Raw genomic sequence first — 20,235 nt, 5'->3', positions numbered from 1 at the left:
CTCCTTTGATTACATAACTGAGGGCTTAAATCCTTTTAAACGCAACGCATTTACTAAAACGGAAACAGAACTTAAGCTCATTGCAGCGCCAGCAAGCATTGGGTTTAATAATGGTCCACCAAGGAGGTAGAAAATTCCCATTGCAAACGGAATACCTAGCACGTTATATGCAAAAGCCCAAAATAAGTTTTGTTTGATATTTCGAATAGTAGACTTGCTTAATTCCACGGCTGTTGGAACATCCATTAAATCGCTTCTCATCAATACAATGTCTGCAGATTCCATGGCAACATCTGTACCTGAACCAATAGCTATCCCAATATCTGCTTGAGCAAGAGCTGGCGCGTCATTGATTCCATCTCCAACCATGGCCACTTTTTTTCCTTCATCTTGAAGTTTCCTCACTTCACTTGCTTTATCTTCTGGTAATACTTCACTTAATACACGATCAATTCCAACTTGCTTGGCAATAGCCTTAGCTGTACCATTATTGTCCCCTGTGATCATGGCTACTTCGATGCCCATTTTATGAAGTTTTTCAATGGCTTTTAAGCTGTTTTCCTTGACCGTATCGGCAACCGCAATAATACCAGCGATTTGATTATTAATCGCAATGTACATAGGAGTTTTCCCTTGACCTGCTAACTCATCCGATTTGTTTGCCAATGCAGCTAAGGAAATGTTGCGTACATCCATTAATTTTCTGTTTCCGGCTAATAATGTTTTGCCACCTACAGTTACTTCAATTCCATGACCAGGAATAGCATGAAAGTTTTCTACTTTAATAAAGTCTAATCCTTTATCCTCGGCCCCCCTTACAATGGCTTCACCCAATGGATGTTCAGAGCCTTTTTCAGCAGAAGCTGTCAATATTAATAATTCTTCTTCTGAGATTCCATTTACAGTGAGAATGTCTGTAACTTTAGGTTTTCCCTCTGTAATCGTACCTGTTTTATCAAATACAATCGTTTGAACTTTATGAGTCGTTTCAAGTGCTCCACCGCTCTTAATTAATACTCCGTTTTCTGCACCTTTACCAGTACCAACCATAATCGCAGTTGGTGTGGCAAGACCAAGAGCACATGGGCAAGCAATAACCAATACGGAAATCGTAATTGTTAAAGCAAAGAGTCCCGTTTGTCCTCCGACATACCAAGCTAAACCAGATAGAATAGCAATCCCTATAACGATTGGAACAAAATAACCTGAAATAATATCTGCTAATTTAGCAATCGGTGCTTTAGATCCTTGTGCATCTTCCACTAATTTAATAATTTGTGATAAGGCTGTATCTTTTCCTACTTTGGTTGCTTGATATTGGATTGTACCATTCTTGTTGATACTGGCACCTATAACATTATCGCCTGCATTCTTTTCTACAGGAATACTTTCACCTGTTAACATGGCTTCATCAACAGATGTAGTTCCTTCTATTACAACACCATCAACTGGTATTTTTTCACCAGGTTTTACGATGACAGTATCACCTACAACTACTCCATCAACAGAAATTTCAACTTCTTTTCCATTTCTTACAACGATAGCTTTCTTGGGAGCTAATCCCATTAATCTTTCAATGGCTTCTGATGTTTTGCCCATGGAACGAACTTCAAGATATTTACCTAATGTAATTAAAGTAAGGATTACCCCTGCAGACTCATAATACAGATTTTCTGCGTAACTGGAATGCCCAAGCCAAATTGCGATTGTCGCCCCCGAACTGTAAACGAATGCAGCACCAGTCCCTAACGCAACCAATGAGTCCATGTTGGGATGTCCCCTAAATAACGTTTTAAATCCTACCGAGAAAAACTTCCAACCAAAAATCATAACTGGTAACGTCAAAATGAATTGTAAAAAAGAAAACCAATCAGGGTTCAACATCGGATCTACTATGCCTGGCAATGGCAAGCCTACCATGTGTCCCATGGAGATATAGAGTAAGGGAATCGTGAAAAAAGCTGAACCCCAAAATCGTGTCCACATGGATTTTATTTTCTTTTGTTTTTTATCTTTTTCTTCATTGGTTGAATCTGATGTTTCTATATCTTCATGTGCTTCATATCCTGCATTTGCTACTGCTGCCTTAATGTCTGACACAGATACGACACTCGGGTTATACTCTATGGTCATTTTTTCTGTCGCTAGATTTACATTTGAGTTCATGACACCATCTAATTTCCCTGTTACCTTTTCGATGGATTGTACACAGGAGGCACAAGTCATGCCCGTAATACCAAATGTCTTCTGCTCCGTATCTGTCGAAGCCTTATACCCGGCCTTATCTACAGCAGCTTGAATATCTGATATGGATACTGCATCTTCGTCAAAACGGATATTTAGTTTTTCAGTAGCCAAGTTTACATTAGATTCTTGTACACCAGGCAATTTCTTCGTTGCTTTTTCAACGCTCTGTACGCATGATGCACAAGTCATCCCTTCTACATTAAAGGTTTCTGTCGCCATTTCTATTCCACTCCCTTTCTCTAATTAACTGGTTCAGCTTCATATCCAGCTTCCTTTACAGCTGCCGTTAAGTTATCTAATGTTTGAACGGTTTCATCATATTTAACTTTGACAATCTCTTTTTTTAAATTGACTTTTGCCTTTGAGACACCTGGAAGGTCTTGCAATGTTGTTTTAATTTTATTTGCACAATGAGCACAACTCATTCCTGTAATCTTTAAAGTTGCTTTTTTCATTTATTTTCACCCCATTTTTGTTATCTCTTATGGTAATTTTGTATAACACTTCAGCATCCTGATGAACAGCAATGATCATTACACTTACACTGACCAGGTACACAACTACAAGGGACTTCTTCAACAGCCTCTTTTTTCTTCATTTCAAGTGCTTTCTCCATTATTTCTATATCATCATGACTTAACGTGGCTTTGGAAATTAACTCCACTATTGTGTTACCAACGTCCCTATCACAAATGTTGTCAAAAGTAACCTCAAGGGTACTCTTGATAAATTCACTTTCACTTAAACCGGAGGAATAAAGATATTTCTTTCCCACTTTTTCAGTATGAAGCATTCCTTTTTTTGCAAGTCTCCCCATGAAAGTTTTGGTAGTCGCAGGCTTCCAATCCTTTTTTTGCTGTAACACTTCTATAACCTCTTTACTGGTAACTTTATCTTGTGCCCAAACCACACGCATAACTTCCCATTCTGAATCGGTAATCTTAGAATCTATTTCAGTGTTCATGATCTCACTCCTTTTACTCTTACGTTTACGTTTGTAAACATTTTGTTATGCTTTAAGATTACATTTGTAAACGATCAATGTCAAGTCTTCTTTTGCTTCTCACAAAATTTTATATTTATGTGGGGCGGTTAGATCAGTATAAATTCCTGAAAAAATAGTACTAAAAAACGCTTGGTTTTTTACCAAGCGTTTTTATTGGTTACCTTTATTGAAAACCATGTAACAAAAACATGAACCTGACTTTTAATAATTTCATCTCATATCTGAGCCCCTATACATGAAGACTTAGCTTCGAAATAACCGTCTTATCACTTAATAACAATTATTTAAAAATCAACCTAATATCTACTCGTTCTCTGATTAGATTGTCGCCGGAAAACCCCAATTTTATCATTTTATAAACTGCTAAGTTTGTAAGGTACTACCATAATGGGAATAGCATTGCGGAAAAGAGTAGGGCTGAAACTAAATTGAAATATCTTCTTGTTATTAAAGTTCCCTTTTTATAAGATTATTCGGTATTTAACCTTATAGTGGTCTAAGAAAACTATCTGTATTATCCAAGAATAACAATGGTGGACTGAGGTTATTACTGAATATGAAGCATCAAGGTAAGCAAACCAATTTACTAGCTCGAGGATAATTATGGTTTAGTCTGCAGTTGTTTTACTCAGTGAACTTCTCCACTTATATTTTACGGATGCAATTTAAGCGAAGAGGGGGTTTAGAACTGTGGAGAATCAAGGGTTTACAAGAACAAATAGAAGCATTAAGAATGAAAATGTATAAAACGTATGAAAATAACCCTAATGACCATGCAATTACTTGCTATTTCTTATTCGTTGGATAAACTTTTAAATGAGTTGGAACGATCGATGAGAAACGAGAAAAAAACTAAATAATAACCCGACAAGGTTATTATTCTGTAATTCTTACTTCTCAAAATAACACGAATATGTAAAAGTTTCCTATCACCCACTTTAGTCTTTCATGATGGGTTATTTTTATATGTTAGCCCAATACTTTTATGAAAGAGTATTGGGCTTTTTCTTTTACTACCCTCCATGAAGGGGTCTTTTAAGCATATCCAAACAAATCTCTTCATTGAAAAAGAAGTGATTTTTCTTATTTCTTTAGTAATATGGATAAGGATAATATGGTTGAGGATAGTATGGATATTGATAAGGGTACGGATATGGAGAAACATAAGGTAATAGCGCTAATGCTGCTAAAGATGCCAGTGGAAAGTTGCGACGTCTGAAGCGCCGGAATCTTCTTCTAGCTTGCCCATATCCACCATAAAATTGACGAGTATCTCCTTCATTCTCAATCTCTGGTTCCCGCGCATCTTCACCGACTAATACATCAAATCTGTCCCTGCCCACATCATCGATAATACCATCAAAAGAACTACCGTCTGTCATCGTTAAAGTTACATGATAATTCATGTATTTTTTACATTTATCATGTAAGTTTCTTGTTTCTCCATATTGATTGTAGTCATCATAGTTGTCTACATTCATTTTAACTCACTCCTTTCAAATACATAAATATTCATCTAAAAAGAGAAAATTACAGTTTTAGGATTACAAAGAATGTAATACTGTCTTAATGGTTACTTGATCATTTGGATTGCCATTATGCTAAATGTTATATGAGCATTTTATGAAATAATTTAGTTATTGGAAGTAAGGCTAGCCTCAAACATATCTATTATATGAAGGAACCTTTCCGCTTCACGGAAGACGTGGTCAGCTAATAGAGGGTGGATTATACTTTTGATTTTACATTCTTCAATCAATTCTCTTGCTGTTTTCTTAAAGTCTCGAAGAGCAACTACTGAAACCCGATTTTCATCAAGGAAATGATCTAAAATTGGTTGAGTTTCTGACTGAGGACGCATCGAATCTAAGTCGGTTGCCTGGAAAACTAGTTGATCAAAATCATGGCTAAATTCTCTCGCTTGGTCCACCAATTTTCTTTCAGATGGATCGAGGAGATGACCTATAAATTTAGAATGGTCTGCCATTATCCTTAAAAAGAATACATTCTCTTTTATGATTTTTGCAGGAGTCGGTCTCAATTTTCCTTCATTTAATTCTTTTAACCGTTCACCAAAATAAGCTGCCTCCCTACTAGTATGGTCTAATAATAAAGGAAAATTGTTGGACCTTATTTCACATCGTAGTGACAATCCAAGGACTTTTCGCTTATATGCCCAAATAGATGAAGCAGCTTGATATACTTGATTATTAAAAGCAGCTATTTGTTGAGGGTCAGAGTTTACAGTGAATTGACTTAATTGTTCTTCAATTCGTTCAAACAAATCAATATACTGCTGTGCCTCTTGAATTAATTTCGTGTCATCAAAATTAAATCCGAGACTTAGAAATAAGGCATGCTCTTTCATAATCCTAGACCAGAAACGGATTTCATCCAAAGACCGAGCTACAAATTGACTAGCCATATAATTCCCCCTAGAAAGTTTTCACCGAGGAAATTGTATGCACTAATTTCATTTAAAAGAACCATCATCTAATACTCCTAAATAGAACTCACTCATTGTAAGAACTAGAACTTAGTTGAAGGTTTTAGTAAGAGAAAAATTTAACGAACATATAGAACCGGTTTACTCCCATTTAATAGAGTATGTAGTTTACCATTGGTATCGCTGTTAGTTGCATTAAGGATTAATAAGAAAAATTGTGGCCTTAGAGAGACGATGCATAATATATACTTGGTAAACCCTCAAAACCACCAATTATTCACTGTTTCGCAATCATTAGTCGAACTCATTTAGTGAGTATAATCGTCGGACAAAGAAAAAGAGAATTCCTTTTTAGCTCGTCTGTGATTGTTTGTGAAAGACCACCCTACATTATTATAAGTGGTCTACAATTTATTTAGTCATGAATAGCATTAAACCCCATATAGCTAAGAAAAGTACCAAGATTGCCACAAAAAAATCATAAAATGTTTCATTATTAATGGGTTTAATTTCTAGAAACAGAAATAACCCGAATAACGGGCCACTTTTTTATAAGTGTCCATTATTCAGGTTATAGTTCAAGTTTATGACCTCTTGAGAGACCTGTAGATTTAGTAAATGATTTTAAAAACCAGTCAAAATTCAGTCAATTTGTTCTTAAACCCTATGTTGAAAGGGTTTGGGGGCTATCACATCATGCCGCCCATGGTTTCTTCACAGTAATTAACACCAATAAGAAGTGAATTTCCTTTTAAAATAACACTCTGATCGAGGTAAACACCTAGGGAATACGTGTAAATATAATAAAAGCTTAATAAAAGTATGTCATTATCATTGGTTAAATATAGTGGGTGAGGATCAGTGGAAAGCAAAAATTAAATCTCATGTGGTTAATGTTAATATACGAATTTACTTCAATAGCGTTATTTAGCTGCGCTTTTATTACTATAAGCATATCAGTTGTATTAAAAGTATTTTTCTCTGCTTCTTTCAAATAAGTCCGATGGTTATTGTGTGGGAACTTAATTTTATCAGAGGTTGTCCTTATTTTCTTATTAAAATAAAAGAAAACCATAAAAAGAGTGGTCCGCATCATTTCGATGCGGACCACTTTCAGTTTAAGCAGCCAAATTTAATTGTTATTCGCCATAACCACTAAGTGGAAGGTCATCCCAGAAGGACGTATCTGCATCGTTAATAGAACCATCAGCTAGAGCTTCAAGTGTTGCTTCCATTGCAGTAACAGCTTGTTGAATCAGCTTCCCGTTGCTCTTTTGTCCTAGGACATAATCATCGTATTCGTGATCGGCCATTCCACGCATTTCAAACAATAACGTGGCGACATCATATTCTACTGCAAGACCGTTACGGCTGATCGTTTCTGCTGATCCACCAGGATACTTAGAAAGTAAGCCATAGCCTTTATCACTTACAGCATTGTAAACAACAGAACCGAGTTGCTTCGAACGTTGAAGCACTTCATCATCTACATTTTCTGTCGTCGGATAAAGAATAGAACCTGACACCAGCTCATCTGAATCACCGAGTGTCGTTTGTGTACCTTGGTGGTGAAGATCAATCATGTAATCCGGGTTATATTTTTGTAAAACATTCTCATGAAAGGCCTTCGTTTCAGGCTGTTCACGATCCACGTGGTCTCGGTTTAAATCAACTTCGTTTGCGTTATAGCGCGTATGTGTACCTGAGACATAATCATCTAAAGAGAAATTAACATCTCCTTCAGCCCCATCAACATTCAAGCGTGGAGCAATAAGAACATTTACGTTATCTAGAATTTCTTGAGTTTTCTTACCGTTTGAAGTTAAATTCTGAATAAGTTTAAGAGCGCCTTCTGTCGTTAACGTCTCGTTTCCATGCTGCTGTGTAAGAAATAATACAGTAGGGTTATCTTCATCAGAACCGAATTTTGCTAAGTATAAGTCTCGCCCTTTTACAGACTCTCCGTAAGTTTCAAGCTCCATAGCTTTAGATTGACTGTCAGCTTTCTCCAATACTTTAACCATCTCTTCATAATTATGAAGGCGTTCATTTTTAATCGTTTCATTGCCCTCATAGTTTGGGCCATTGGCACTGTTGTCACCTGCTAATACTGTTCCTGCTGCTGCTCCCGTAGCAAGTAAAGTACCTGCTAAAGCCATTGATAAGACTTTTTTCTTCATCAATCATCATCCTCCTTCAAATTTTGTTGTCTATACCACTTCAATAATGAATATTGGAATCCCTTTCACCTTGAGGGAAATAATAACATTTAACTAGATAAGGGTAGGTGATTTGAAGGAGGGGATAAAATTTTCAAGACCATAGTAAGGGAGTTGGCGAGCTTAAAGTTGCGAATGAAGTAACATAAATAACGTGCTTCAGCCATATGCGTAAGCACGTTATTCCTTTTCAGTTAAATAAAAGCCAATATATTTAAGATTCGCTTTTAAATTCGGCACGGTCTTAGTTTTTAAAGAAAGAAACTTTACATCCACGCTTCTAACTTAACTGAAAATCTCGATCCAAATTTTGATGGCCGTGCCTAAAATCAATACAGCTAAAATCGTCTGTAAAATCTTGATGTTTACTTTCTTTCCAAAATTGGCTCCTAATGGTGAAGCTATCAGACTTGCCACAATCATGATGGCTGCTGGAATGTATAGGACTTGACCTGTCAGTAATTTATCGGTAGTAGAGCCAATGGATGAAATGAAGGTGATCCTAGTGATGAGGCAATCGTCATTCGTGTAGGTATTTTTAATACTAATAACATAATAGGAACTAATATGTTTCCGACCGCCCAGCGCTCATTATATTCTTTCACCTGAAGATAGACGACTTTCTCAGCTGCCTGTTCGGTAGGGAGTTTAGTCGGTGTGGGCGCAGGAATTGTCGGAGCAGAAGGTGCATTAATATTAAATTGATAATGAAAATTACTTACTTTTATTATGAGCAGATTAGTGCCTTGCACTAAAAAAACATTACGAACGGTGAAGTGAATTGTTTAAACATAAAACAACCTCTCAATTCATTACTGAGAGGTTGTTATTGATAATTTTGATATAAAGTATGTCAGTTAAAGACTGTACAAGGGCATAAGCCCCTACATAAAAGGGTTTTGTGCGTTATTACATCATGCCGCCCATAGTTTCATCAAGTCAAATGAGATTAAATAGGACGTCCAGGACCTTACAATAGCGAAAACTCCCCAAGTATTTATAAAAATATCTCTATCTGACAATCAATATTTACGAGTAAAAGTATGTCATGAATTATGTCATTTTTCCCTTAGAGACATAATCTCAATAATAGAATAAGAAAACTTGGGTTCGCTGTATTGGATACGTTTTATTATTCCTTAAATCCAGAAGAAATAAATAATAATGACATAGCGTAAGAATCATCAGAGGAAAAAAAATCTTTAAATGAATCAATTATTTTAATAGCTTCATCCTTTGAAAGCATTCCATAAGAATACAACATCCGAATTTGATTCGTATCTAATAATTTTGTAAAAGCCTGCAATCCTATTTGATGGCTAGTAATAGGTAGTGCTAAATAATTTACATCTATATAACCACCATCATCCATCAGTTTCCAAAGGTCACGACCAATCAATCGGTTTCCACCACCAGCTTTCTGGTCATTTCCAAACTTCTTCAATAAGTTTTTTACTTCTTGAATAGAAGGTTCTAACATTCCCCACATGTCATCATCAACATCTATTATTATTAATTGCCCACCAGATTTAAGCAGCTTGGTGATATTATGAATTGCCAAACTAGGATCATTCAAGTGTTGAAACACATACCGCGCTATGGCTAAATCATATTTCCCTTCTGGAAGATTAGAATTTAAAATATCATCTTGTATCAAAGAAAGGCGGTTATTCGTATCAACCATCAAGTATTCATTTGCATGATTTATAGTTTGTTGTGAATAGTCAGTTGCAGTAAATGTGCTGTTAGGATATTTGTTTAGCAATTTTTCAGTAACAAAGCCAGGACCACACCCGATTTCCAAAACAGACTTTCCATCCTCTACATTAAGCAAATCCAATACCTTCTCTTCTTGGGCCCAGCTCATGTTAATTTGAGACTTCATTTTTTCGTTAAAAACATCTATTTTCGACATCCTGAGTAACACCTTTCAAATATTATTACTATAGTCTACTACGGGTAATGACAACGAACTTAGATACAAATTCGGGATACATTTTTATATAGATATGCATAATAAGAATACCTAAAACGAGAGACGTCACAAGTCCGATTAATGAATAAGTAATATAACCTAATAAACTACTAAATACTATAGCTCCAGGAGTAATTAATAAATAAGTAAATTTACGAGAACTGTACTTATACTTATCCCATAATATTAAATTAAAAAATGAATGGTTAAAAACTCTTTCCCAATACACATTTGAAAACTTATGTAGAATAGCAATTAAAACAATTAAAAATATCACCTTTATGAATAACCCTGGAATTAACCAGAGTTGAACAACTCCCACACTAAGAACTTGAAGATACATAACAAGCCAAGACTTGTTTCTAATGAAAGATTTAATTACTATTTCTGTCATGCCATTAACCTGGCTGTTTTGTTTGAAGAGAGAAGAATTTTTACCGAGAATTAAATAAAGATACTTTGTCTTATTATTTTTTGTGTATAAAAACTCCGGCGCTCCAATGTAGGCTGATTTTGACAATAAGAATTGGAGTACTCTACTTTCATTTCTTATATTTAGTTCAAAAGTAGTTTTTGTTAATTTAGACTTATCAATACTGTTGTATAAATAATACAAATACACTAAAAGACTCACTACTAACTGTATCAGCTGGATCATGTAGAATGAACCTGAGTATGCAAAATACAAATATGTCCACAAAAATAATATAATAGCTAAACAAGTCAATGATATATATAATTTAATCCCTTGAAACCTTTGGTATGTTTTATACTTAAGAACTGTAGAGCACAAACCTAAAATTAACAGATAACAAAACCATAAGATTATTTCTTTCAACGGTAACGTTAAGTATTGAGTGAATATGGGTAAAAGTATAATGAGAAATAACATACACATGAAAAATGACTTCAAAAATAAGTGTATATGACTTAAGAGGAAAAGTGACCTAATGTGCCGTTTACTTTGTAGAAGTAATAATTGATCTCCTTCTTCAACGTAAACTTTCATATGTCCCGCCCATATGAAAATGAATGACACCATTATTACTAAAAAGTCATTAAGTAGGAATGGCCATGCTGCACTCGAATTCCAAAGCTCGTAATAATGATAAAGCAGGAAAATAATTAAGGGGAATATAATATACACCCAGACTGTTTTATCCACAGTATATTTCCATATGTTATATATACGTTTGTACGAATTTACGATTCTACTTTTTCCTAGCTCTAATGAATTATTAAATAGCTTTTTTTCAAGCATTTTGTTCCCTCACCAATAATTTTTCAAAGCACTCATATAAACTCTCTGCGTTTAAAGCGTTTGATTCTTTTATTTCTGTTAAAGTACCTCTTGCTACTAAACTTCCATTAGATATTAAAAGGAATTTATCACAAATTTTTTCCGCAGTATCCAAGACATGAGTTGACATTAATACTCCCGCCCCTAACTTTCTTTTGTCTTCTAATAATCGCAAAAATGCTCTTAATGCCAAGGGGTCTAAACCTATGAAGGGCTCATCTATAATATAAACATCTGGCTTTATTAAAAAGGCTAGAACAATCATCAACTTCTGCTGCATCCCTTTTGAAAAGTTTCCGGGCAATTGATCTTTTGCCTCTTCTAAATTGAATATCTTCAGCAATTCTTGCGCCTCTGAAAAGCAATCACTCTCATTAATTCCATCTAAAGATGCGAGAAAGCGGATATGTTCCCATAAAGTAAGATCTTCATAAAAAATAGGTTGTTCAGGAATATAAGCATATGATTCGGTGGGACCTTTAAATTCTATACTTCCTTCTATTTGATCTATAGTCCCCATAATTGATTTAATTGTTGTACTTTTTCCAACACCATTCGGTCCTAAAAGTCCAATCAATTCCCCAGCATGTAACGTGAAATTTATGTTTTCTATTACTTTGTGGGTCTTTTGATAACCGGCACTATTAATCGACACTTTCAGCAGTTCCAATAAAATCATCCTTTGACTGATAAGTTAGTAATATGATTTGTGAATTAAATAGATGCAATCATTAATACATTTGGAAAGTTAATCTTGAGTTCTGATTTTTCACGCCTAAAAATGCAATAATTAATGGATATTCATCATTTTGGAGATCGAGTGTTTCTTTCATAAGATTTACGTCATAAGCTAAGAAAGGGTATGTACCCAATCCAATAGAATTTGTGTTACTTAACAATTTTCCTAATAGTAACCCTGCAGCAATATTCAATATTCTATAACCTCTATTACCAATGGAAGCATAAGCCTTATTATGATTCCCCGTTATGAATGCCGTAACATTCACTTTATACAAGTCTAAGTCAGGCTGTATAACATTATCTCTTATCTTTTCAGGTATATCTTCATTGTTAATGTAACTCATTTTATGTTCGCTCGGTATATACCTATAGAAACCATTTGAGACACCTTCAATATCTCTTAAATACAAATATAGGTTTAATGGAAACTCATTCGTATTAAAGGTTTTAGTTTGAAATACCTTAGATAATATTAGTGATAGCTGATTTTTAGTAATCATGGTACCCATGAAATGATGGAAAATAGTCTTTCTATTGTCAATATATTCTAACATATCCTTTTCATTCTCAGTAACCCTTTTTGGTAATTCTATACAATATCCAGATGTTTCGGACCTATCAAAACCTAAATTCCGAATTTTGTTTGTTATACTTTTAAACTTGCTATTGTGGTGTAAGCTTTCAATGAAATCTAGAGCATCGCTTTCTTTATATTTCAGATTATTATCTAAATGATTTTCTTCTTTTATCTGTTTTGATATTCTACTGTTGAATGAACTCTTAGGTAATCTGATTTCTTTCGTGTTAGATTTAGCTGTTACTATTCCCAGCATCCCTTCGTTATGGTCAATATTGATTAGTTCCTTCGATTTTAGGTCATCAAAATCCAAGACTATATCCGTAGTAAAATTAAAACCATTAAAAGTTTCTTTTAATCGTTGTAATATAACTCCAGTGTCTAGACATTGAATACGATAACTTAAATATTTGTACTTATAAGTATTTTTATCTAATATACTTGTGACAAAAAAAACAAGCGGGGAATTATGCCTACTACCTTCTTGACCAATTATGGAATTTATTTCTGACTGAAAATCACCTTGCTTGACCAAGCTTAGCTCGTGACCAATAGGGTTGTAATGATAAATTCCACTTTGAGAGTCATTCTTTATCCAGATATATAATTCGTTTGGATATAACCCACCACCCGAGGGAAGTGCTCTTCTAAACTTCTGTGTATAGTTCTTATCTTGCATTTTTCTATTAACAACATCCAAATGAGTTTGACCATATGATAGCTTTAATAATGCAGATACGTTGATAGTATTATCCTCAATATTAATATTATGTTTTAACGGAACTTTCGGTGTATTATAATATATTTTTGACCAATTTCTTTGTGCATGGAATTTAGCTTCACTTAGTGGAGAATGACACTTCGATAAATATTCTTTATATATATTGGAATATTCTTTACTCATAATTAATCACCATAAGCGCTTTTTATTTGCTGTTTCCAATTAATATTAAAAAAATCTTCAACACCATTTGCAACTAAGTAACATAAATAATATCGCTCAAGTGGTTTTATTCCTACTTGTCCGAATGTAACATATAAAACATTAAGCATTATACGGAGGGTATTAAAAATGTCACTATTTATAACAGAATCAAAAGACTTTCTAGAGTACAGCATATTATGGAAGTTACTCATATCCTTGGTAACCCAATTCTTAGGAAAGCCATTTTCACGATAAAAATTCTCCGTATCTTCAGGCATCGGAGGTTTTATCTCCTTGTTTTCTACTAATTTTTTTACTAAAGAGTGAAATTGGTTAAAATGATTTACCCATTTAACAAAGAATTCATCGTTTAACTCTTTTCTCTCAATTCTTTTAATGATAGACATTATTAACTTTTGATTCTTATTGTACTGATTCTCGAAACGGTCTCGTAGCCTATTGTTTTTATCAAATCCATGCAGCATACTTTCTGAATGAGATCTAAAACTTAGGTATGTAAAACGCATATCATCAACTGTTGATATACATAAAATCATGATATGCATTAAGTCATTAAACAGTTGATCTTTGCGTTCATTAGATCTTCTTAACAATTCTACTATTAAACCATATGTTTCTGTACAATACTTCTCTTTAACAAACAAGCCTTGTTTACCTAAAAGGGTATGTGTTTCATATGTGGATGTTTTAATTGAATTATTATCTTCAAATGGAAAAATATCTTCTGTAATTAATTCCATTTTAGCCAATTCCTTATAATGCGTATGTACATCAACTTCTTTAATATCTTCAGATGGATAATGCTTTAGGAATTTCTCCAACTTACCAGAAACTATTGGTATTACTTGATGATTAAACAATGTAGAATCACACTTGAAATTCAACCTTAAGTGCGGTCCCTTTACCCAATGCCTGACAAAATAAAATCCTTCTATCAGGTTTTCACTTTTTAAGTACTGTATAATTGGATCGATTTCATTGATAATCACTTTGTTTTTATCTGAACCATGGTAGTATAAATTAAGTGTATTCCACATTATCGTTCACCCCTAGTTAAGTTAGCTATGCTTTCACTATCCTCTAAGACTGTTAAGAGAGTTCTATAAATTAAATATGCCAAGTATGATTCTTCAATAGGATTAATACCTAATCTATTATTATGCATATGAATGTAAGACTGCACATAAGAAACATAAGATTCTATCTTTTCAGAATTGTTCGTCGAATCCAATTCTTTCCCGTTCAAAGGATGAATAAGTAGTTGTCTTTCGTAAAGGCCATCCAATTCTACACATGTCCTTTCACTTTCGGTAAACCAATATTTATAAAGAGCGGAGAGTTGCTCAACTTCACCATGTGACACATAAGATATAAGTGGTTTTATTTGATTTTTAAGCTGCTCCGATTGTTTGTGGTATGAAGAATTCCAATATCTAAAAACTTTACTATCATTTACTTCATTCCTCTCATAAACCTTAAAATACTTGGAGTAACTTTTGAAAAAATCTATTAAATGTTCGTTTAGAGGAAAAAAAGAACAGGCAGTGAGCAGCATCATATCTTTCGCAACACTATAAAGCTTGTTACGGTCATCAGTATATCTTTTAATTAAGCTTAAAGAAACATCACTGGAGGACTTGAAAAATGACTCCGCAACTCTCATTGCGTATTCGCCTCCATAACGTTGGTACTCTGGATTATATTTAAACTCTTTAATAGTGTGATTTTCATACAGAACCTTTTCTTGTTCATTTAGATCGTTGTAATATCGTTGTGGTTCTAAGTTTACTTTTGATGGGTTTTTTTCAAAGTAGGAAGATATACTTTTTTTTGCTTCTGCTTTAACTCTTTTAAAATTGTTATCTTGAGTTAATAATCTAACCCGTACATGAGGCCCGCCGTCCCAATACCTTATGAAGAAGTATTTTTGAATGTCTTCATTAATTTTTAACTCATTTATGATTGGACGGATTCCTCTTACTAATAAATGATCCAGTCTGCTTAAGTCATGATAAAACACGTGTAAACCTACCCAATTAATATTCAAGCTTTTCACCTCCTATAATTTAATTCCAAGATTATCTCTGTAGCATAATTACCTTTAAAACCATTCATAATTGTGTTCTGAGACGTTGGGAGTACTTCTTCTATTACAAAAAATCGATTGCAATAACTGATGTTTTTGTAAAGTAATTTAATTAAGTAAATATTTTCAAGGTCTATATATTGAGGCTTTCTAAAGATATCCTTATCTTTATTCTTGTCATAACTAGAAGGGTTCTCAAGCAAGAATTCTTTTTGATCATAACTAAGGTGTAAAAAGAATTCCTTCGGTAAACCATTTTCTCTTCTCCATCGCTCTACAGATAAAAGTAAATTCACATCATTACTATCCTCTATTTCGTTAAACTTATTTTTAGGTATCCACCATTGCCTTTTTGACAATACAATGTTTCCAATTTGAATTCTCGGTATTTTTATTACCTTTTCGTTGCTTTCTTTCTTAGGAACATTATTATAGTATTCTCTTGATATAGGCATCGAAAAATACGTTGATGGAACCATTAAAAATATCATTCTATAAATAGGAGGCAATAAATACCATGTCAAAAACCCTAAATACAATGGGTGTAGATAAAGGTTATTAGATACAGATTTAAAATATAACTGATTATCTTTTGCACTATGCAGTATTTCGATGTCACCAATGAGAAATTTTTCTTCTTTACTCCTGCTTGTGCTGATACCAGGATATGAGAATTCATAAGTTGCCATATTTTTGTGAACATTTCCATTGTATCCAAATGTTCCGTTTAGTTCTGCAAAGGCATGTCCTTCTGGCAGGATTGATTGATAATTTTCACGAATATTTCTAACAAATTTATCCTCACCTCTATCAAAATGAAGCGGTTCAAATCTTGACATAAATTGCCCATAACCAGATGCAATCCTATTTAGAACAACCATAAGTTTGTTTTCTTCATCGTAATACGGCTGTACGAAATAGCTATTAGATCCTATATTTTCAACCTCTTCTGGGATTTTTTCTGAGAACTCTTTCATCCAGTTAATATCTAATTCAACATTCGAATCATTATTCGCTATGTTATCTTGCAAGTGATAATAAAACTCACCTTTTAATTTGTTTACTGTGTCCATTAATTCTAGGTTATAAGGGTTATATTCATTAGCTTCATCGTCAAATGTATCTTTAAAAAACTTCCCATACTCATCTAATGTCCCTAGGACATCTTCACTTCTTCCATTCACTCCATATTTTCTAACAAAAAACTCTTTAAATGTAATTGAATATGGCAGGTTAACTGAAAATAGACTTACAATCCTTTGTAGCACACCAAGATTTTTTTTTGTTTCCCACCAATCTGAGGTTTTTAAATTGAAATCCCCTTGATATGAAGTATCCTCAAATATGATGGGTGTAATTTTTTTTACTTCCCCACTTAACATTCTGCATGATTCTTCGAATAAGTCTTGTATCTTACTTAAAATCAACTTACGTTCCCATGCAGAGACTCCCCCATAAGTGTTTACACATTCTTCCATATCCTTAAGGTTCATAACAATTGTCTTTGCAACATCACTTGTACAATACCGATTTAATTCAGCAATAAAATCGCGCAAAATATCTTCTGAATTATCTGGCACATCTAACTTGCATTCAATTAATTGATAATCAATTAATTTATTTACGAATTTTTCTATTTTTTCTTTTTCTAAACTGGGATACACTTCTTTTAGTTGAATTATAAGTCTGGAATAAGTTACCTGAGAACTTCCATCAAGTATATTAACAACAGTTTCTATGATACGATTCATCTCTATTTTCACGAAAGATTCTTGGCAAAATAAGGTCTTTGGATTTTCTCCATTCATAAGTAACTTAGACCTGAATACTGTTAATTTGTTATTCTTAAACCTTATGTTTTTATTGATTAGTATGGGAAGGTCTTTTTTTATCTCTAAGTGCTTCTCAGCTATCGATTGAAGATACAGAACCATAATATAATTGATTCTAATTAACGATCTTTTCTCTTTTCGTTCATCGACTGAACAAACATTTTTGTCTCGGTCGAAACGACCAAATGAGACTGGAGTAAAAGTACTAAAAGGGCTTGTTTTAGCTGTAACTCTACTTAAATACATCATTAAATTTTTTTCTACTTTTCTTAATTTCTTGTTTTGCTCGTTTATTGGAGTACTGACATATGAGTATATTTTTGAAAATAAGCTTTCACTTGATAATAAAACTCCCTTTAAGAATTCCTCGTCATTGCTCACATTTTGCAAGTGCTCCCGTATTGTAGTCAATTCTCTATTAAATATACCTTCTACTTGTTCAGTATGTATTTTTCTCTTGTTTAATAAGTCAACAAACTCCTCCAATAACAATCGATTATTATAGTCTAATTCGTTAATTGCGTAATCAATCTGTTTGTGCACTTTACCTTTTTTAATTTCTCTCTTAATATTGATCAACTTTCTTCTTATATCATCATTTTCTGCTGACTTAATTTCGTCAAATAATACAGAATCAATAGATCCCTTTAGTGAGGTTAACCTATCATCTATGTTCAACATATTTCTTATAACTTTTACGGTCTCCCTATGCTTAAAAAGTTCCATTGTATCAAATGGTAATCCACCAATTCTAAACAAGACATCTTCCGAATAAAATAGTTTATTTTGTTCTTTGTCACCCTTTACTTTACACATATGCTTCTAAACACCTCACTTTAAAATTATGCAAATGGATGTGGCGATTTATTCAAATCATTTTTATTAAGCTTTTCGTTCTTTAGTCCAGCTTTAATTGGATAGCTGTACACGCGGTTGAGTTCTAAAACCCTCTCATAGTTCGTGCCGAACCCAGGAGGAAGGGCACCTGGTATTAATACTTTTACTACCGACAAATTAAGGTCTTTATAGATATCTAAATGTGGAGTTTGATCGACAACGATTACGTCATACCCTAGTTCAATGACTCTATCAATAAGTATATTTAAATATTCAGTTATATCATCAGATTTGAACGAGGTATTAAACATCTCATTAATGTCGACCTTTTCACTTTCACCTTCTAAAAGGAAATCCAAATGACCTCTATTTATTGGATCGTAGTAAAACAAATAATGATCTTCTATATTAGTTATTCTCTCAGGGTCCTTACTTAAGAGTGAAACCCTATCTTTGTTATTCTCATAAATAAATTGAGCATTCTGCGCGTGTGCTGCAATCTCTTGTAACGCACTTTTAATTGCTTTAAATGGGTCTATGTGTGTTCCTGCAGAAGTAAAAAGGTATGGTGCTTCTAATTTAGAATTTACACAAAAGGCTGCAAAACTTGGTATTTTCATATCTGTTGTTATGTTATATACATATACTTCATATCCTAAAGTTTCAATACTTTTATACAAGAAATAAATATATTCATCATCGATTAACTCTAAATTAACGGATTGATAGCTTAGTTTGGCATACCACATTAGTAAAAACGCATCTCTTTCAATTACCTCAAACAAACCGTGTAATATTGCTTCCTCCATACACCCACCCAAAGCGCAACCATTGGAGGTTTCTAATACAAACCTTTCTGTTTTTCTTTCATAATTACCAAAGTAGGCAATATCTTCAGGTATTAAGACTGGCTTTTTTAATATATTTGAATATGCCCAAATCCAAGGGATAGCTTCATTGTCTTCAAATGGCTTTAATGTAAAACTTTCTAAAGAATATTGTTTTTGGGAGTAAAGTCCAAATTCTTTTGGATGGATTGCTTCATTTACTATTCTTTCGTAACTTTCTATTACATTTACATTTTTTCCTTGAGGGTAGCTTCCAGCTACTCTTTCTAGGCACTCAAGAAATGATACTGTTTCACTCATAGTAAATGTGTTCTCCTTACCTATGGAAGGATCATTTTTTTTACTATTATGTACAGCTCTATGTCCAATTGTTACTGGAAGGAATTTGTTTGCGTATGAGGTTAATGAAGTGATCATGCCTTGTCTTTGATCTAGTAAAGCGGTTCTCAAAATTTTCAAGGAAAGTTTATCATTAGTCACCCTAAAATCACCTTTTTTCTCTAATGGACGAGATTTTAGGTTTAGTATTGAACTTTCCTTTCGATCCTGAGGTAATTCACTACAATGGTTGCAACGTGGATTTGGTATAAAGCTATGGTAATGACTCTTTAGTGTTTTTAAGTCTATTCGATATATATTATTATGAGTTAACAACTTTTTATTTCGCGCTATGCTATGTAATTCTTCTTTTACAAACATACACACTAAAGACATATGTTGATATCCCAGAACAAATGTTCTTGAAGATTCATTTTCAACATATCCATTAGAGTCTCTCAATTCACTAAGTTGATTGGCGTTATCCTGTCTATATATTTGACACTCTAGACAGCCAGGCTTATCCTTTACCGAATAAGGACCGATAATAATTTCATCCATATTAAGGTGAATTCGCAAATAAGATAAGTGATTAAAATGAGCCCATTGTTGGATTTGTAATTCTAAACTATCATCATAATAACTATAGAGAGAAATTATTATACTAAAGTGATTACAGAGCTGTTCCTTAGTGATGTCACTCAGATCATTAACTGCATAAAATTCTAAATAAGGTGCAATAGTAGTCATTTTTCGTTTGAATTTATCGGTAAATTCGAAATTTCCAACCAATAATATTTTTTTCAAAGATTTCATGAATAAAATCTCCAACTTTCGGTTATAAATAGTAATTAAAG

The 20,235-nt window shown here is 33.5% G+C and carries 14 protein-coding genes and 1 pseudogene; all 15 read right to left on the bottom strand.

Annotated elements, in window-relative coordinates:
• Nucleotides 1–9: 9 nt before the first annotated feature.
• Nucleotides 10–2,466 (bottom strand): heavy metal translocating P-type ATPase, encoded by a 2,457-nt coding sequence (locus tag ACTWPX_RS06930; RefSeq protein WP_443119082.1) that lies wholly within the window; start codon nt 2,464–2,466, stop codon nt 10–12.
• Nucleotides 2,467–2,486: 20 nt separating this feature from the next.
• Nucleotides 2,487–2,702, bottom strand: a complete 216-nt coding sequence (copZ, locus tag ACTWPX_RS06925; protein ID WP_443119081.1) for a copper chaperone CopZ — start codon at nt 2,700–2,702, stop codon at nt 2,487–2,489.
• Nucleotides 2,703–2,752: 50 nt separating this feature from the next.
• Entirely contained in the window at nt 2,753–3,211 is a 459-nt protein-coding gene (locus ACTWPX_RS06920) for a CopY/TcrY family copper transport repressor (protein ID WP_443119080.1), read from the bottom strand.
• A 1,133-nt stretch (nt 3,212–4,344) separates the two neighbouring features.
• On the bottom strand, nt 4,345–4,734 hold the full coding sequence (locus ACTWPX_RS06915) for a hypothetical protein (protein ID WP_443119079.1): 390 nt from the start codon (nt 4,732–4,734) through the stop codon (nt 4,345–4,347).
• A gap of 152 nt (nt 4,735–4,886) precedes the next feature.
• Nucleotides 4,887–5,678 (bottom strand): DUF2935 domain-containing protein, encoded by a 792-nt coding sequence (locus tag ACTWPX_RS06910; RefSeq protein WP_443119078.1) that lies wholly within the window; start codon nt 5,676–5,678, stop codon nt 4,887–4,889.
• A gap of 1,160 nt (nt 5,679–6,838) precedes the next feature.
• Nucleotides 6,839–7,879 (bottom strand): M14 family zinc carboxypeptidase, encoded by a 1,041-nt coding sequence (locus ACTWPX_RS06905; protein WP_443119077.1) that lies wholly within the window; start codon nt 7,877–7,879, stop codon nt 6,839–6,841.
• A 324-nt stretch (nt 7,880–8,203) separates the two neighbouring features.
• Nucleotides 8,204–8,487, bottom strand: a pseudogene (locus tag ACTWPX_RS06900) (TSUP family transporter); the annotation flags it as partial.
• A 563-nt stretch (nt 8,488–9,050) separates the two neighbouring features.
• A complete protein-coding gene (locus ACTWPX_RS06895) occupies nt 9,051–9,833 on the bottom strand; it encodes a class I SAM-dependent methyltransferase (protein ID WP_443119076.1) in 783 nt (260 codons plus the stop codon).
• A gap of 28 nt (nt 9,834–9,861) precedes the next feature.
• Nucleotides 9,862–11,154 carry an ABC transporter permease gene (locus ACTWPX_RS06890; protein ID WP_443119075.1) on the bottom strand — a complete coding sequence of 431 codons (1,293 nt, stop codon included), beginning with the start codon at nt 11,152–11,154 and terminating at the stop codon, nt 9,862–9,864.
• Nucleotides 11,147–11,863 (bottom strand): ABC transporter ATP-binding protein, encoded by a 717-nt coding sequence (locus tag ACTWPX_RS06885; protein WP_443119074.1) that lies wholly within the window; start codon nt 11,861–11,863, stop codon nt 11,147–11,149. The genes ACTWPX_RS06890 and ACTWPX_RS06885 overlap by 8 nt, the downstream gene beginning before the upstream one ends.
• Nucleotides 11,864–11,924: 61 nt before the next feature.
• A complete protein-coding gene (locus ACTWPX_RS06880; protein WP_443119073.1) occupies nt 11,925–13,415 on the bottom strand; it encodes a SagB family peptide dehydrogenase in 1,491 nt (496 codons plus the stop codon).
• Nucleotides 13,416–13,417: 2 nt separating this feature from the next.
• Complete coding sequence (locus tag ACTWPX_RS06875) at nt 13,418–14,494, bottom strand: lantibiotic dehydratase C-terminal domain-containing protein (protein WP_443119072.1); 1,077 nt, start codon at nt 14,492–14,494, stop codon at nt 13,418–13,420.
• Entirely contained in the window at nt 14,494–15,504 is a 1,011-nt protein-coding gene (locus ACTWPX_RS06870; protein WP_443119071.1) for a thiopeptide-type bacteriocin biosynthesis protein, read from the bottom strand. Before ACTWPX_RS06870 ends, ACTWPX_RS06875 begins: the two co-directional genes overlap by 1 nt.
• Nucleotides 15,505–15,509: 5 nt before the next feature.
• Nucleotides 15,510–18,191 (bottom strand): lantibiotic dehydratase, encoded by a 2,682-nt coding sequence (locus tag ACTWPX_RS06865; RefSeq protein ID WP_443119070.1) that lies wholly within the window; start codon nt 18,189–18,191, stop codon nt 15,510–15,512.
• A 26-nt stretch (nt 18,192–18,217) separates the two neighbouring features.
• Nucleotides 18,218–20,194, bottom strand: coding sequence for a TOMM precursor leader peptide-binding protein (locus ACTWPX_RS06860; RefSeq protein ID WP_443119069.1), 1,977 nt, complete (start codon nt 20,192–20,194; stop codon nt 18,218–18,220).
• Nucleotides 20,195–20,235 lie beyond the last annotated feature (41 nt).

The sequence above is a fragment of the Halobacillus sp. H74 genome, from assembly GCF_052246715.1.
Taxonomy (GTDB): Bacteria; Bacillota; Bacilli; order Bacillales; family Halobacillaceae; genus Halobacillus; species Halobacillus litoralis_A.
Note: the sequence above shows the minus strand (reverse complement) of the source record. Positions and strands in the feature narration are given on the sequence as shown.

What these genes read in the sequence shown, in the direction of transcription:
- ACTWPX_RS06930 (WP_443119082.1), bottom strand. Translation starts at nt 2,466, where the DNA reads ATGGCGACAGAAACCTTTAATGTAGAAGGGATGACTTGTGCATCATGC.
- copZ (WP_443119081.1), bottom strand. Translation starts at nt 2,702, where the DNA reads ATGAAAAAAGCAACTTTAAAGATTACAGGAATGAGTTGTGCTCATTGT.
- ACTWPX_RS06920 (WP_443119080.1), bottom strand. Translation starts at nt 3,211, where the DNA reads ATGAACACTGAAATAGATTCTAAGATTACCGATTCAGAATGGGAAGTT.
- ACTWPX_RS06915 (WP_443119079.1), bottom strand. Translation starts at nt 4,734, where the DNA reads ATGAATGTAGACAACTATGATGACTACAATCAATATGGAGAAACAAGA.
- ACTWPX_RS06910 (WP_443119078.1), bottom strand. Translation starts at nt 5,678, where the DNA reads ATGGCTAGTCAATTTGTAGCTCGGTCTTTGGATGAAATCCGTTTCTGG.
- ACTWPX_RS06905 (WP_443119077.1), bottom strand. Translation starts at nt 7,879, where the DNA reads ATGAAGAAAAAAGTCTTATCAATGGCTTTAGCAGGTACTTTACTTGCT.
- ACTWPX_RS06895 (WP_443119076.1), bottom strand. Translation starts at nt 9,833, where the DNA reads ATGTCGAAAATAGATGTTTTTAACGAAAAAATGAAGTCTCAAATTAAC.
- ACTWPX_RS06890 (WP_443119075.1), bottom strand. Translation starts at nt 11,154, where the DNA reads ATGCTTGAAAAAAAGCTATTTAATAATTCATTAGAGCTAGGAAAAAGT.
- ACTWPX_RS06880 (WP_443119073.1), bottom strand. Translation starts at nt 13,415, where the DNA reads ATGAGTAAAGAATATTCCAATATATATAAAGAATATTTATCGAAGTGT.
- ACTWPX_RS06875 (WP_443119072.1), bottom strand. Translation starts at nt 14,494, where the DNA reads ATGTGGAATACACTTAATTTATACTACCATGGTTCAGATAAAAACAAA.
- ACTWPX_RS06865 (WP_443119070.1), bottom strand. Translation starts at nt 18,191, where the DNA reads ATGTGTAAAGTAAAGGGTGACAAAGAACAAAATAAACTATTTTATTCG.
- ACTWPX_RS06860 (WP_443119069.1), bottom strand. Translation starts at nt 20,194, where the DNA reads ATGAAATCTTTGAAAAAAATATTATTGGTTGGAAATTTCGAATTTACC.